The following is a 14,486-nucleotide window of genomic DNA, read 5'->3' on the forward strand; positions in this document are numbered from 1 at the left end:
GGCTCCAACGCTCCCGCCTTGAGGTTCATCCGCCCATCATGATTTTTTCGCACGCAGCAAAAGGTCGAAATCCTGTCTGACCTTTGGCGACGTCTCCTTGAGATGTGCTTCAAGAACAGCGAAATCCGGCACGTCAGTCACCGCCAGAAGCAGATCTGAAAGCCCCGGTGGCACGTCGTCGCGCTGGATCTCACCGGTGAGGCAAAGCCTGATCATCTGGGTCAGCGCCAGATAGAGCGCGTAGGCATCGCACAGCTGCTGCCTGACATCGGCGCCGGCGAAGTCGGGCGCCAGCCTTGCCAGGATGTCGGCCGTCGCCGTCACCCTGCGGCCGGCCGCGACATGGCCGGTGAGCACCGCAACCTGAGCGATGAACTCGAGGTCGATCAGGCCGCCGGGGATCAGCTTGATGTCCCAGGGATCGCGCGGCGGCTTTTCCTTCTCGATCATGGCGCGCATCTCGGATGCATCGGCCATCACCTTGGCGGCATCGCGCGGCAGGGCCAAGATCGCGGCCACCTCTGTTTCCACCTCGGCGCACAGTGCCGCGTCGCCGCCGATGGTGCGGGCCCTCGCCAGCGCCATGTGCTCCCAGGTCCAGGCATCGTGGCGCTGGTACTTCTTGAAAGCATCGACATGAGTGGCGACCGGCCCCTTGTTGCCGGAGGGGCGCAGGCGAAGGTCGAGCTCGTAGAGCACTCCCTCCGCCGTCGGCGCCGAAACGGCGGCAATCAGGCGCTGCGTCATGCGGGTATAGTAGTGAGAAGGCGCCAGCGGCTTTTCGCCGTCGGATTCCTCGGCATCCGCGTCGTGGTCGTATAGCAGGATGAGGTCGACGTCGGAGCCGGCGGTGAGTTCGCGGCTGCCGAGCTTGCCCATGCCGAGCAACGCCACCCTCCCCCTGCGATCCGGCCGTGGCGCATTGCGAACTCGGCGCTGACCGCCTGCAATGCCGCCTCGATTGTGAGATCGGCGAGATCGGAAAAGGCGCGGCCGGCACGGGTCGGATCGATCGAGCCGGCGAGCAACCGCACACCGATCAGGAATTTCTGCTCCGAGGCAAAGATGCGCAAGCGGTCGAGCACGTCCTCATAGGCGCGGTCGCCTTCGATGAAGGCGGCCAGCCGCGCCGACAGGTAGGCGCGGTCGGGCAGTTCACTGAGCAGCGCCGGATCGAGCAGGCCGTCGAAGACATGCGGCCGGCGCGTGATGATGGCGGAGAGCCTGGGAGCGGCGCCCATGATGGTCGCCATCAACTGCAGCAAGGCGGGGTTGGATTGGAGCAGCGAGAAGAGCTGGATGCCGGCGGGCAGGCCGGCGAGGAACTCGTCGAAACGCATCACCGCCTCGTCGGCGCGGCGCGTCTGGCCGAAGGCCTTGAGCAGCGCCGGCGTCAATTCCGTCAGCCGCTCGCGCGCTTCGGCCGACTGGGTGACGCGGTAGCGGCCGAAATGCCAGCCGCGAATGACGCGGCAAATGTCGCTCGGCCGATGGAAGCCGAGACGGTGCAAAGTCTGCAGCGTGTCGGGATCGTCGACGTCTCCGGTGAAGACCAGGTTGCCGACGCCGGCCGAAAGCTCCGGCGCGGTCTCGAACAGCGCCGCGTAGTGACGCTCGACCTGCTGCAGCGAGGCCCGGAAGGCCTCGGCGAACTCCGCCTCTCCGGCAAAGCCGAGCATCAGGGCGATACGCAGCAGCCCCTCGTCGCTATCGGGCAGGACATGCGTCTGCTCGTCCGCGACCATCTGGATGGCGTGCTCGACGCTGCGCAGGAACCAGTATTGCCGGGCGAGCGCATCACGCGCGTCGGCGGTGATCCAGCCGCGCGCGGCAAGCTGGCCGAGCATCGGCACCGTCTCACGGCCACGCAGTTCCGGGAAGCGGCCGCCGGCGATCAGTTGCTGGGTCTGAACGAAGAACTCGATCTCGCGGATGCCGCCACGGCCGAGCTTGACGTTGTGGCCCTTGACCGCGATCTCGCCATGGCCCTTGTGGGCATGGATCTGGCGCTTGATCGAATGGACGTCGGCGATCGCCGCATAGTCCATGTATTTGCGCCAGACATAGGGCTGCAATTCCTTGAGGAAGGCGGCGCCTGCGGCAAGATCGCCGGCCACGGGGCGCCCCTTGATCATGGCGGCGCGTTCCCAGTTCTGGCCACGCCCCTCGTAATAGTGAAGCGCCGCCTCGACTGGTATCGCCAGCGGCGTCGAGCCGGGATCTGGCCGCAGCCTCAGATCGGTACGAAAGACATAGCCGTGCTCGGTGCGGTCCTGCAGGATCCGCACCAGCCGGCGGGTGAGGCGCGCGAACAGTTCCGTCGCGTCCAGCGGATCGACAATCGCCGGCGCGGCCGGATCAAAGAAGACGACGAGGTCGATGTCGGAGGAAAAATTCAGCTCATGCGCGCCGAGCTTGCCCATGCCGAGCAGTACCCAGCCCGACTGGCGCGCCGGATCTTCGGGATCCGGCAGCCTGAGCTTGCCCTGCTCGTGCGCGTCGCGCAGCAGGAAATCGACGGCGGCGCGGGTACAGGCATCGGCCAGGTCGCTGAGGCGGCGCACCGTCAGCGACGTCTCGGCCTCGCCTGCGAGATCGGCGAGCGCGATCAGGAAATGCGCCTCGGCCTTCAACAGCCTGAGATCCATCATCAGGCCATTTTCGGTGACCGCCTCGGCGCGTGCCGAAAGGGCGATCGCATCGCCTATGTCGCTGAGCCTAGCCTCGACGGTCTGGTCGAACAGCGCGTCAAGAATGGCCGGCCGCCGGCGCGCCGTATCGCGCAGGAATGGCGACAGGTCGGAGATGGCGGCGAGCAGGTCCTGCTGCTGCCCCTTGCCAGAGAGAAATTCGACCAGCCGCGGCAGATCTTCTTCCCCGGCCGCGGCAGCGATCTCCGACAACTCCCGCCTGGCACGCCCCTTGTCCAGGGGCAGAAGCGCCATCGCCGGCCGCAACTGCAATTCGGTTTCCGCTGCCTTCTTGGCCATCTTCTCCGCCATCAGTGGTCCTCCCGTGCGGGAAAACTCATGATAACGGACAATCCGGGATCGGCGGGCAGAAGATCAAGCTTGCCCTTGTGGAAAGTCATGATCGCCTTGGCGAGGCTGAGACCCAGGCCCGACCCCGGCTGCGACCGGCTCTTCTCCAGCCTAACGAAGCGCTCGGTCACCCTGGCGCGGTCGGCATCATCGGGGATGCCCTGGCCATTGTCGGAAACGGTGAGCCGGATTTCGTGGCCGACACGCTCCAGCGCCACGCGCACTGTGGGCTGACCGGTCGAGTCGGCCGAATATTTGATCGCGTTGTCGACGATGTTGGACAGCGCCTGGCCGATCAATTCGCGATTGCCGTCGACGGCAAAAGCCTGCGGCGCGGAGGTCTCGAGGATGACGCCGGCCTCTTCGGCCACCGGCTCGTAGAGCTCGACGACATCGCGGACCGCTGCCGCGAGATCGACCCGGCTGGTGGTCTCCGAGGAATAGCCGGCCTCCAGCCTGGAGATCATCAGGATGGCGTTGAAGGTCTTTATCAGCTGGTCGGACTCAGCGATCGTGCTTTCCAGCGCCTGCCGGTAGTCGGGGGTCTTCTGCCGGCCGGCCAGCGTCGCCTCGGCGCGGTTGCGCAGCCTGGTCAGCGGCGTCTTCAGATCATGCGCGATATTGTCGGAAACCTGCTTCAGGCCCTCGTTCAGCTTGGCGATCCGGGCCAGCATCGTATTGAGGTTCTCGGACAGGCGGTCGAACTCGTCACCGGCTCCGGTGACCGGGAGGCGGCCGGACAGGTCGCCGCCCATGATGCGGCGGCTGGCCTCCGAGACGCTGTCGATGCGCTTCAGCGCCGCGCGCCCGACAAAGAACCAGATCAGGAGCCCGCCAAGCCCCATCATGCCCAGCGCGAGCATCAAGGCGCGGCGTATGACGGCGCGGAAGCGCTCGGGCTCGCCGAGGTCGCGGCCGACCAGCATGATCATCTGGTTGGGCAGCCGCAGCACCAGCGCGATCGCGTTGTGGCCCTTCTCGCCCTCGGCCTGCGCTTCGGGCTCGCCGGACGGCGGCGTGGCCTGGTCGGGTGCCCCGCTGCGCAGCCGGTCGAGTTCGCCCTCGCCGAAACGCTGATAGGAAAATGGCTCTGTCGTCCAGCCCTCCGTTTCGATGACCCCCGGCTCCAGGCTTTGCACATTGCCGGTCAAGATCTGCCCGTTGGCGTCGGCGATGAGGTAGAGGTTGGCCCCGGGCTGGCGGGAACGTGCTTCGACGACGCGGACCAGGACCGGCAGGCCGCCGCGCCGATAGGCACGATCGAGACCAGCCACTTCATCGTTGATCGTATCCTGCGTCTGCGCGGTCAGCATGCGCGCCGACAGCGAGGTCATGTAGAAGACGAGCAGCACGGCGCACAGCGCGAAAAGCAGGAAATAGAGCGCCGAGAGCCGCGCTGCCGTCGTCCTCATGATGGCCGGCAGGGAAAGAGCCATGATCGGCCTTACCCACCCTTTAGCATGTAGCCGGCGCCGCGGACCGTATGCAGGATCGGCTTGTCGAAGCCCTTCTCGATCTTGCCACGCAGCCGCGAGACATGGACGTCGATGACATTGGTCTGCGGGTCGAAGTGGTAGTCCCAGACATTCTCGAGCAGCATGGTGCGCGTCACCACCTGACCGGCATGGCGCATCAGATATTCGAGCAGGCGGAACTCGCGCGGCTGCAGCGTGATCTCGCGCGCGGCGCGCTTGACCGAGTGCGAAAGCCGGTCGAGCTCGAGATCGCCGACGCGGTAGACGGTCTCGGCTTCCCTGGCGCTGGCGCGGCGGTTGAGCACCTCGACGCGGGCGAGCAATTCGGAGAATGCGTAGGGCTTGGTCAGGTAATCGTCGCCGCCGGCGCGCAGGCCGGTGACGCGGTCGTCGACCTCGCCCAGCGCCGACAGGATCAGCACTGGCGTCGTGTTGCCCCTGGAGCGCAGGCCGGCGATGACCGACAGGCCGTCGCGGCGCGGCATCATGCGGTCGACGACCATGACGTCATAATCGCCGGCGTCGGCAAGCGCGAAGCCGGTCTCGCCGTCGCCGGCGACATGGGCGGTATGGCCGGCTTCGGCAAAGGCCTTCTGCAGGTAATCGGCGGCCTCGCGATCGTCTTCTATGACGAGAATCTTCATAGAGCCGTTATACGCGATTTCGCCCTGAGAATGAGGAGCCGGCATGCACGGAATGGCCTTTGATGGTTGGGAGCGGCAGCGGGCGATGGGAAGCCCGCTGCCGCCGGGGTCGGAACACGGTGACTGACTAACGTATTCGGGCCCCGTGCTTTCCCCCGCGGCGGCTCGGGGGTGTTGAAACCGCCGCTTCGGGAAAGTTACGAACGTCAGCCCTTGGCGACGGGCAGCGCAACGAAGCGGTTCGAGTCGTCGCGGGTGATCTGCATTAGCACCGCCTTGCGGCCCGCCTTCACGGCATCGGCCATCGCCTTGTCGACATCCGCCGTGCCGCTCACCTCCATCGAGTTGACCGAGGTGATGACATCGCCGGGCTGGATGCCGCGGTCGGCCGCATCGCTGTCGGGATCGACATCGGTCACGACCAGCCCCTTGCCGTTTTCCGACTTGGTGACGGTCAGGCCGAGATCGGCAAGCGTGTCGGCCTTTGGCGCCGCCGGCTGCTTGCTGTCATCGTTCGACGCCTGCTTGTCGCTGGCGGGCAGCTTGCCGAGGTCGACCTTGATCGTCTCGCTCTTGCCGTCGCGCCACACGGTGACATCGACGGACTTGCCCGGCGCAAAGGCGCCGATCAGGCGGGCGAGTTCCTTCGGCGAGGCGACATCCTTGCCGTCGACCTGGGTGATGACGTCGCCAGCGGTGATGCCGGCCTTCTTGCCGGGACCGTCGTCCTGCGCGCTCGACACCAGCGCGCCCTTCTCGGACCTCAGCCCGAGCGATTCCGCGATGTCGGAGGTGACCGGCTGAATCTCGACGCCCAGCCAGCCGCGCTGGACGGAGCCGCTCTTCATCAGGTCCTGCACCACTTCCTTGGCGGTCGAGGCCGGGATGTCGAAGGCGATGCCGACGCTGCCGCCCGAGGGCGAGAAGATCGCGGTGTTGATGCCGACGACCTGGCCATTGAGGTTGAAGGTCGGGCCACCAGAATTGCCGCGATTGACCGAGGCGTCGATCTGCAGGAAGTCGTCATACGGGCCGGCGCCGATGTCGCGGCCGCGGGCCGAGACGATGCCGGCTGTGACGGTGCCACCGAGGCCGAACGGATTGCCGACGGCCACCACCCAGTCGCCGACGCGAACCTTGGAATCGTCGGCGAAGTCGACATAGGTGAACTTGCCGTCGCCTTCGACCTTGAGCACGGCGAGGTCGGTGCGCGGATCGGTGCCGATCAGCTTGGCGTCGAGCTCCTTGCCGTCGTTCATCACCACGGTGAAAGCGGAACCCTCTTCGACGACATGGTTGTTGGTGACGAGGTAGCCGTCATCGGAGATGAAGAAGCCTGAGCCCTGCGCGACCGGGCGCGGCTGGCCGTCATTGTGGCCACGGTGGTTGAAACGGCGCATGCCGAACTGGCCGCCCTGATCGCCAAAACCGCGGAATTCCCTGAAGAAGCGGCGCAGCTGCGGATTGTCGGGCAAGTTGTTCATACCGTCCTGATCGTCGGACTGGTCGGATCCGTCATCGGCCGCCGGCTCGATCTTGGCCTTGACCTTGACGCTGACCACAGCCGGCGTGACGCGCTCCACGACATCGGCGAAGCTCGGCACCTGCGGCGCCTCGACACGCACTGCGTCGGCCAGAACGGGGGCGGTTCCAGTGGCCAGCGCGCCGACGCCAACCGCGCCGATGACAGCCAGCGAAGCGACCGTCGCGGTCAGGCGCTTGCGGGTGCCAAAATATGAATTGGGGGCAATATTCATGGGTCTCGTATCCTCTTTCACAAGGGATGCACTCAGGCGGAGCATCCTCGGGCAAGAGGAATAGAGAGGCGCACATTACGGCGCCATTTCCGGTACATGAAAGTTTTGTAATGTTGGCGCTCAGTCGCGCAGTATCTTGTCCAGCGCGGCCTGCTCCTCGGCGGTGAGCGTGCTCGCGGGGGCCGCTCGGCGCGAGCGGGCACTGAGCACGATGAACAGCCCGCCGGCAACGAGCAGGACGACGGGCGTGCCCCACAACAGCGCGTTGCGCAGGCTGAAGCGCGGCTTCAAGAGCACAAACTCGCCATAGCGGGAGACGATATAGTCCATCACCTGCTGGTCGCTGTCGCCGGCAACCAGGCGCTGGCGCACCAGGATGCGCAGGTCGCGCGCAAGGTCGGCGTCGGATTCGTCGATCGATTGGTTCTGGCAGACCATGCAGCGCAGGCCTTCCGAGAGCGCGCGCGCCCTCGCCTCCAGCGCCGGATCGGCGAGCACCTCGTCGGGCTTCACCGCGAAGGCGCTGCCGGCAAACAGCAAGCCCAGCAGCGCCAGCGAGGCACGCGAAACCCTCGTCATGGCGCGCTCGCGGCAGGCGCGGCGTCGGCCGGCTTGCGGCGGCGCGACGGCGCACCGACGCGCAGGCGGCGGTCGAGCAGCGACATCGCCGCGCCCGCCATCATCACCAGGGCGCCACCCCAGATCAGCGTCACCAGCGGCTTCCACCACAGCCGAACGACGACGGAGCCGTCATTGCCCTCGTCGCCAAGCGACAGATAGAGCTGGCTGAACCAAACAGTCCTGATGCCGGATTCGGTGGTCGTCATCTGGCGCACAGGATAGAAGCGCTTGGCCGAGCTGATCTCGCCCTTGGCGTTGCCGTCGGCGCCGATGAACAGGAAGCGGCCGCGATCCTCGCTGTAGTTCGGTCCTTGCGCCGGGTAGAGACCCTCGAAGCGGAGCCTATGGCCGGAGAGCTCCACCGTATCGCCGGCGCGCATGGTCAGGATCTTCTCGGTGCCGAAACTCATGGTCCCGACGATGCCTAGCAGGGTCAGGCCGAGGCCGAGATGGGCGAGCGCGGTGCCGAACACCGAGCGCGGCAGGCCGGCGAAGCGGCTGAGCGCAACCGCCGGCGCAACATTGCCGATACCCGATTTGACGGCGAGATCGGTGAGCGCGCCGCAGACCAGCCAGACGGCGAGACCGACGCCAAGCGCGGCGAACACCGACGCGCCGTCGATGAACAGCGCCGTCACCAGCACGGCGGCGAGCGCTGCCGCGAAGGCGGCCATCAGCCGTTGGGCGGCGGCAAGGACGTCGCCGCGCTTCCAGGCAAGCAGCGGCCCGAACGGCACGATTGCCAAGAGCGGCAGCATCAACGGGCCGAAGGTCAGGTCGAAGAACGGCGCGCCGACCGAGATCTTGCCGCCGGTGACGGCTTCCAGCGCCAGCGGATAGAGCGTGCCCACCAGCACCGTGGCCGTGGCGGTGGTGAGGAACAGATTGTTGAGGACCAGCGCGCCCTCGCGCGAGATCGGATGGAACAGGCCGCCGGCGGTCAGCCTCGAGGCGCGCAGCGCGAACAGCGCCAGCGAACCACCGATGAACAGCGTCAGGATGCAGAGGATGAAGACGCCGCGCGCCGGGTCGGTGGCGAAGGCATGCACCGAGGTAAGCACGCCGGAGCGCACCAGGAAGGTGCCGAGCAGCGACAGCGAGAAGGTGAGGATGGCGAGCAGCAGCGTCCAGATCTTCAGCGCCGAGCGCTTCTCCATGACGATCGCCGAATGGAGCAGCGCCGTACCTGCCAGCCAGGGCATGAAGGACGCGTTCTCGACCGGATCCCAGAACCAGAAACCGCCCCAGCCGAGTTCGTAATAAGCCCAGTAGGAGCCCATGGCGATGCCGCCGGTGAGGAACATCCAGGCGACCAGCGTCCATGGCCGCACCCAGCGCGCCCAGGAGGCGTCGATGCGGCCCTCGATGAGGGCGGCGACCGAGAAGGAAAAGCAAATCGAGAAGCCGACATAGCCGAGATAGAGCAGCGGCGGATGGATGGCGAGGCCGAGGTCCTGCAGGATAGGGTTGAGGTCGCGGCCCTCGATCGGCGCCGGGTTCAGCCGGATGAAGGGATTGGACGTCGCCAGGATGAACAGGAAGAAGGCGCAGCCGATCGCCCCTTGCACGGCGAGCACATTGGCCCTGAGCGTCGCCGGCAGGTTTGAACCGAACACGGCGACGAGCGTGCCGAAGAAGGTCAGGATCAGCACCCAGAGCAGCATCGAGCCCTCGTGGTTGCCCCAGGTACCGGTGATCTTGTAGATCAGCGGCTGCAGCGAGTGCGAGTTCTCCCAGACGCTCGCCACCGAGAAGTCGGACCCGGCATAGGCGCTGGCCAGCGCGGCGAAGGACAGCGCGGTGAGCGCGAAGCCGGTGACCGTCACAGGACCGCCAACCGCCATCATTTTCTGGTTGCCGACGCGCGCGCCATAGAGCGGCACCAGCATCTGCACCAATGACAGCGCAAAGGCCAGGACGAGCGCGAAATGTCCGGTTTCGACCATTATTCGCTCTTGCTCTCCTGCCAGACGCCCTTGGCTTTCAGCCCATCGGCGACTTCCTTGGGCATATAGCGCTCGTCATGCTTGGCGAGCACGCTGTCGGCGACGAAGATACCGTCCGGCCCGAAGCTGCCTTCGGTGATGACGCCTTGCTCCTCGCGGAACAGGTCGGGCAGGATACCGGTATAGCTGATCTTGACCGATTTCTGCTTGTCGGTCACCGAGAAGGCGACCGTCGCGCCCTGCCCGCGCACGATCGTGCCCTTTTCGACCAGCCCGCCCAGCCGGATACGCTGGCCGGGCTGAACAGTCGCCGTGGCGAGATCGCCGGGCATGTAGAAATAGGAGGCTTTCTGGCCAAGCGCGTAGAAGGTGAGACCGGTGGCGGCGGCGAGGAACGCCAGCCCGGCCACGATCACCGACAGCCGCTTCTGCTTGCGTGTCATCGTCTACTCCGTCGCCATCAGGCCGAGCGTGGCGGCAAAGGCGGTGAACTTCTTCGCTTCCTCGCTGCCAGCGCCAAAGGCGTTAATGGCGCGACCGAGCGCATCGCGCGCCTGGTCGGTCTTGCCCAGCACCGCATAGGAACGAATGAGCCGTATCCATCCTTCCACGTCGCGCGGGTTTTGCTTCAGCTTTTCGTCGAGGCCGGCGACCATGGTCTCGATCATCGCCTGCCTGTCCAGCGGCGACATCTGCTGCACTGCCTCCACGGCTTGAGCGTCCGGGCCGTTGACAGGCTCGCCCGCCGCAGCGGATTTGCTTGCCGTGTCGGCCAGCGCCTGCTCGACCGCGCCGCGCCACGGAGAGTCCGGCGGCAGCGCGGCCAGCATCTTTTGCCAGGCAGCCGTCGCCTCGCCGGCACGGCCTTCCTGAGCGAGACCCATCGCCAGGTAGAAGCTCGCCTTCGCATTGGCGGGGTCCTGCTTCAGCGCCGCCTCGAAGGCAACTTGAGCCTCGGCCGAGACGATGCCGCCGGCGGCGTTGGCGATCGCCTCGCCCAGACCTACCTGGCGCGTGGCGCTATCGCCGTCGAGGCGGATGGCGTTGCGGTAGGCTCGCGCCGCGTCGGAATAGCGCTGCAGCCGCAGATAGACCGGCGCCAGCACGTCCCAGCCCCTGCCGTCGGACGGGTTGGCGGCAAGATGCGCCTCGGCGCGCGCTACCAGCTCGTCGACCGAGGAATCGGCGGGATTCTTGGCGAGCCTCTCGGCCAACGGCTGCGCGGGGAGATCGGGCGAGCCGAGCTTGATATAGAGACCCCAGCTGACCAGCGGCACCGCCAGCACGGCGACCGTCGCGACCAGCCTGATCGCGACCAAAGGCCGCCGCGCGACCGCGCCTGACGGAACCGCGGCACCCAGGCGCAGGATGCGACGGCCGATTTCGGCGCGCGCCTCCTCGGCCTCGGCCGGCTGGATCAGGCCGCGCGCCACGTCGCGGTCGAGCTCGGACAGCTGGTCGCGATAGACTTCAAGATCGTTATCACCGGCGCCGGACTCATCCTTGCCGGCGCCGGCCAAAGGCAGCAGCACTGCCAGGCTGGCGCCCAGCGTGAGGATGGCGGCTATGACCCAGAACAGCATGGTTCTTCCAATAACGGCAGAGCCCTGCCCTGCCAACTCAGGCACACTGCGACGCTTTGGCGGCCAATGCGCCGCCCGTCCTTGATCGACGTCAACCGGACAGATTCTAACCGGGCAAAATGTCAGGTCAGCGGCGTCCAGCTGCCGTCGCCGTTGCGGCAGGCGGTGCCGCGCGCCGTGGCGCTGGCAGCGCCGGTGAACACGGTGTGGGTGTATTGCCGGCAGTCCTGCGAGCCTACCCGGTAAGGCTGGGCGGCGACGACTTCGCCGGAATGGCCGGTGCTCTCGCTCTTCCAGGTCACCTTCTGGCCGCTCGCCGTATATTCGAGCGCCTTGTATTCGGCTTCCAGCGCCTTGCGCTTGTCGGTGTCGTCAAGGCTGGAGCCGATCGATCCGCCGACAAGGCCGCCGTTCATGGCCGAAATGATGGTGGTGGCCACCTTGCCGCCGGCCGGGGGCGCGGCAGCCAGCGACGGCTTCGCGTCAGGGCCGCTGCGACCCAGCGTCGTGCAGCCGGAAACGGCCAGCAGTACGGAAACGAGCGCGACGCGAATCTTCATGCCAACAACCGGTTTTCTCGAGAAGGATGAGCTGGGGGCGGCGCCATCGGGAAAATAGGCGTGGCCATAGTGTTGATATTTGTCGGAAATTTGGCCGCGGCCGGCGACCTACGAAGCAATCGAAACGGCGCATACCATGCGCCGCCCATCGATGTCGACCGGGCCCGGCAAGGTATCACTGAAGGCTCCGCAATCGCACCACCGCCTTCAGCCCACCCATGGCGGAACGCTCCAGCGCAAGTGCGCCGCCATATTCGTTGACGAGGTCGGCCACAATGGCGAGCCCCAGCCCGGTGCCGGGCTTGGTCTCGTCGAGCCGGCGGCCGCGCTTCAGCGCCTCGCGCGCGCTGTCCTCGGGAATGCCCGGACCGTCATCCTCGATAGCGATCTCGAACAGGTTTGCGCCGACGCCGTCCTTGCCCGAAACCGGCGCCACCGATACGGCGACGGCGCGCTTCGCCCATTTCATAGCGTTGTCGAGGAGGTTGCCCAGCAGCTCCTCCAGATCCTCGCGCTCGCCGCCAAAGATGATCTCGGTAGCCGGCAGCGACAGCGTGAGACTGGTTTCGGGCTTGAGCTTCTGCAGCACGCGGACCATGCGCTGCACCAGCGGCGCCACCGGCGTGCGGTAGACGACGCTGTCGCGCTGTGCGGCGACGCGCGCCCGCTGCAGATAGTGGTCGACCTGCTTCTGCATCGAGGCGGCCTGCTCGGCGATGAGCTGCCCCTTGGCGCCGCCCAGCGCTCGGCCCTCGTTGAGGAGCACCGCGAGCGGCGTCTTCAGCGAATGGGCAAGGTTGCCGACCTGCGTGCGCGAGCGCTCGACGATGCGCTTGTTGTTCTCGATCAGCGCGTTGGTCTCGTTGGCGAGCGGCTCGATCTCGGCCGGGAAGCGGCCATCGAGCCGCTGCGCAGTGCCTTCGCGCACCATGGCCAGCGCGTTGCGCACCCGGCGCAAGGGCTGCAGGCCGATCAGGATGGCGATGGCGTTGATGGCGATCATGCCGACGCCGAACAGCGACAGATAGGTGAGCAGCCGGCGCTGGAAGCTGGCGATCTCCTGCTCCAGTTCGGTATGGTTGCCCATAACGCGGAAGCGCGCGGCGCGGTTCTTGGCGTCGAGGACGAACTCGCTCTCGAACACTTCGAGCTCCTCGCCCTTGATGCCTTCGGTCGAGTAGCTGCGCTGGAAGTTCGCGTTGAACGGAACCTCGGCGACGGAAGGCGACAGGACGGACGTCGTCATTGAGGAGGAATGGATCTCGCCATGGACGCCCTCGGAGGCCGGCTCCACCGACCAGTACCAGCCGGAATTCGGCTCGGAAAAGCGCAGGTCGCCAAGATCCGGCGCGCCGGTGAGCGCCCCATTTTCGGAAATGCCGACCGAGCCGATCAGATTGAACAGATGCGCCGACAAGAGGCTGTCGAAACCGCGCTCGCTCGCCTGGCGGTAAAGCGTGGTGATGAGGGTGAAGATGACGACCAGGGTCAGGATCGCCCAGATGGTCGAGAAAGCAATGACGCGGAAAGCCAGCGAGCGCGGCCATAGCCGAGCCGAAAAAGGTTTCCTTGCGATTGTAGCGAGCGGTTCCGCCTTACGCCTCCGGCTCACGCATGCGGTAGCCCATGCCGCGCACGGTTTCGATCATGTCGATGCCCATTTTCTTGCGCAACCGGCCGACGAAGACCTCGATGGTGTTGGAATCGCGGTCGAAATCCTGGTCGTAAAGGTGTTCGACCAGCTCGGTGCGCGACACCACCTCGCCCATGTGGTGCATCAGGTAGGCAAGCAGGCGAAATTCGTGCGAGGTCAGCTTCAACGGCACGCCGTCGACATCGGCCTTCGAGGCCTTGGTGTCGAGGCGCAGCGGCCCGCAGGTCAGTTCCGACGAGGCATGGCCGGCGGCGCGCCGGATCAGCGCCCTGACCCGCGCCAGCACTTCCTCAATGTGGAAGGGCTTGGTGACATAGTCGTCGGCACCGGCGTCGATGCCGGCCACCTTGTCGCTCCAGCGGTCGCGCGCGGTGAGGATCAGCACCGGCATCTTGCGGCCGCCGCGGCGCCAGCGCTCGACCACGCTGATACCGTCCATTTGCGGCAGGCCGATATCGAGGACGACGGCGTCGTAGGGCTCGGTGTCGCCGAGGAAATGCCCTTCCTCGCCATCGAAGGCGCGGTCAACGACATAGCCGGCATCGATCAGCGCATCCGACACCTGTCGGTTGAGATCCTTGTCATCTTCGACGACGAGCACACGCATGCCGGAGTTCAAACCTCTTGACGTTCAGGGCAGATATACTGCGATTCCAACAGCTTGGGAAACTTCGATATCAATTCAGCGGAACGACGATCTCGGTGCGGCGCGGGCGCTGCCCATCCTTGCCGGGCACCAGCACAACGATGACGCAGACCGCCTGGCCGCCACGCGTCGCCTGCGAGGCCTTGGCCAGCGTGCCGCCATTCTGCGCCGCCACCTGCTGGCCGATCGCATAGCAGTCCGACGCCGCGACCACGAAGGGCTGCGTGTCGTCAGGCGCGATGGCCGGAGCCGACATCGCCTGCGACGCGAGCAGACCGGCTGCTGCGAGCGCCAGCATCGCGGTTCGGAGATGGGTGCGAAGCGTTTTCATGACAGGCGTTGTAACGCATCGGTGCTGAACGTGAAATGAACGGTAACCGCCTGAAAAACCATGCCTGCAAACACCCCCTGAGCCGCAAAGCCGAGCATTGCGATCTGCCGTTCCCCCCTCAGGCCCGGTGCCGGGCTCATAACCGGAAAACCGCCGTCACGGCTATTGTTTTCGGATGCGGAACTTCCGCCTTTCCCTAGCTAGGATACGAAGGCCCGACGACCAGAG

General features: G+C 66.1%; 11 protein-coding genes and 1 pseudogene. All 12 read right to left on the reverse strand.

The window, feature by feature from the left end; translation table 11 throughout:
• Positions 1–36 precede the first annotated feature (36 nt).
• The 12 genes and pseudogenes from EJ073_RS11055 to EJ073_RS11110 all read right to left on the reverse strand — a co-directional run bounded on the left by EJ073_RS11055 (position 37) and on the right by EJ073_RS11110 (position 14,258).
• Positions 37–3,002, reverse strand: a pseudogene (locus EJ073_RS11055) (bifunctional [glutamine synthetase] adenylyltransferase/[glutamine synthetase]-adenylyl-L-tyrosine phosphorylase).
• The gene (locus tag EJ073_RS11060; RefSeq protein WP_126055757.1) at positions 3,002–4,477 is read right to left on the reverse strand and encodes a HAMP domain-containing sensor histidine kinase; all 1,476 of its coding nucleotides are present in this window, start codon (positions 4,475–4,477) and stop codon (positions 3,002–3,004) included. Before EJ073_RS11060 ends, EJ073_RS11055 begins: the two are co-directional and overlap by 1 nt.
• 8 nt (positions 4,478–4,485) lie before the next feature.
• Entirely contained in the window at positions 4,486–5,160 is a 675-nt protein-coding gene (locus EJ073_RS11065; protein WP_126055758.1) for a response regulator transcription factor, read from the reverse strand.
• Between the two features lie 206 nt (positions 5,161–5,366).
• On the reverse strand, positions 5,367–6,917 hold the full coding sequence (locus tag EJ073_RS11070; protein WP_126055759.1) for a Do family serine endopeptidase: 1,551 nt from the start codon (positions 6,915–6,917) through the stop codon (positions 5,367–5,369).
• Between the two features lie 120 nt (positions 6,918–7,037).
• Positions 7,038–7,496 carry a cytochrome c-type biogenesis protein gene (locus EJ073_RS11075; RefSeq protein WP_126055760.1) on the reverse strand — a complete coding sequence of 153 codons (459 nt, stop codon included), beginning with the start codon at positions 7,494–7,496 and terminating at the stop codon, positions 7,038–7,040.
• Complete coding sequence (locus EJ073_RS11080) at positions 7,493–9,484, reverse strand: heme lyase CcmF/NrfE family subunit (protein ID WP_126055761.1); 1,992 nt, start codon at positions 9,482–9,484, stop codon at positions 7,493–7,495. The genes EJ073_RS11075 and EJ073_RS11080 overlap by 4 nt, the downstream gene beginning before the upstream one ends.
• A complete protein-coding gene (gene ccmE, locus EJ073_RS11085) occupies positions 9,484–9,927 on the reverse strand; it encodes a cytochrome c maturation protein CcmE (RefSeq protein ID WP_126055762.1) in 444 nt (147 codons plus the stop codon). Before ccmE ends, EJ073_RS11080 begins: the two co-directional genes overlap by 1 nt.
• A 3-nt stretch (positions 9,928–9,930) precedes the next feature.
• Positions 9,931–11,067 (reverse strand): c-type cytochrome biogenesis protein CcmI, encoded by a 1,137-nt coding sequence (gene ccmI, locus EJ073_RS11090; RefSeq protein ID WP_126055763.1) that lies wholly within the window; start codon positions 11,065–11,067, stop codon positions 9,931–9,933.
• A gap of 122 nt (positions 11,068–11,189) precedes the next feature.
• A complete protein-coding gene (locus tag EJ073_RS11095) occupies positions 11,190–11,627 on the reverse strand; it encodes an RT0821/Lpp0805 family surface protein (protein WP_126055764.1) in 438 nt (145 codons plus the stop codon).
• A gap of 175 nt (positions 11,628–11,802) precedes the next feature.
• On the reverse strand, positions 11,803–13,239 hold the full coding sequence (locus EJ073_RS11100; RefSeq protein WP_126055765.1) for an ATP-binding protein: 1,437 nt from the start codon (positions 13,237–13,239) through the stop codon (positions 11,803–11,805).
• Positions 13,223–13,888 carry a response regulator transcription factor gene (locus EJ073_RS11105; protein ID WP_126055766.1) on the reverse strand — a complete coding sequence of 222 codons (666 nt, stop codon included), beginning with the start codon at positions 13,886–13,888 and terminating at the stop codon, positions 13,223–13,225. Before EJ073_RS11105 ends, EJ073_RS11100 begins: the two co-directional genes overlap by 17 nt.
• A 70-nt stretch (positions 13,889–13,958) precedes the next feature.
• Complete coding sequence (locus EJ073_RS11110) at positions 13,959–14,258, reverse strand: hypothetical protein (protein WP_126055767.1); 300 nt, start codon at positions 14,256–14,258, stop codon at positions 13,959–13,961.
• Positions 14,259–14,486 lie beyond the last annotated feature (228 nt).

This window comes from Mesorhizobium sp. M4B.F.Ca.ET.058.02.1.1 (assembly GCF_003952505.1).
GTDB lineage: Bacteria > Pseudomonadota > Alphaproteobacteria > Rhizobiales > Rhizobiaceae > Mesorhizobium.

What these genes read in the sequence shown, in the direction of transcription:
- EJ073_RS11060 (WP_126055757.1), bottom strand. Translation starts at nt 4,477, where the DNA reads ATGGCTCTTTCCCTGCCGGCCATCATGAGGACGACGGCAGCGCGGCTC.
- EJ073_RS11065 (WP_126055758.1), bottom strand. Translation starts at nt 5,160, where the DNA reads ATGAAGATTCTCGTCATAGAAGACGATCGCGAGGCCGCCGATTACCTG.
- EJ073_RS11070 (WP_126055759.1), bottom strand. Translation starts at nt 6,917, where the DNA reads ATGAATATTGCCCCCAATTCATATTTTGGCACCCGCAAGCGCCTGACC.
- EJ073_RS11075 (WP_126055760.1), bottom strand. Translation starts at nt 7,496, where the DNA reads ATGACGAGGGTTTCGCGTGCCTCGCTGGCGCTGCTGGGCTTGCTGTTT.
- EJ073_RS11080 (WP_126055761.1), bottom strand. Translation starts at nt 9,484, where the DNA reads ATGGTCGAAACCGGACATTTCGCGCTCGTCCTGGCCTTTGCGCTGTCA.
- ccmE (WP_126055762.1), bottom strand. Translation starts at nt 9,927, where the DNA reads ATGACACGCAAGCAGAAGCGGCTGTCGGTGATCGTGGCCGGGCTGGCG.
- ccmI (WP_126055763.1), bottom strand. Translation starts at nt 11,067, where the DNA reads ATGCTGTTCTGGGTCATAGCCGCCATCCTCACGCTGGGCGCCAGCCTG.
- EJ073_RS11095 (WP_126055764.1), bottom strand. Translation starts at nt 11,627, where the DNA reads ATGAAGATTCGCGTCGCGCTCGTTTCCGTACTGCTGGCCGTTTCCGGC.
- EJ073_RS11105 (WP_126055766.1), bottom strand. Translation starts at nt 13,888, where the DNA reads ATGCGTGTGCTCGTCGTCGAAGATGACAAGGATCTCAACCGACAGGTG.
- EJ073_RS11110 (WP_126055767.1), bottom strand. Translation starts at nt 14,258, where the DNA reads ATGAAAACGCTTCGCACCCATCTCCGAACCGCGATGCTGGCGCTCGCA.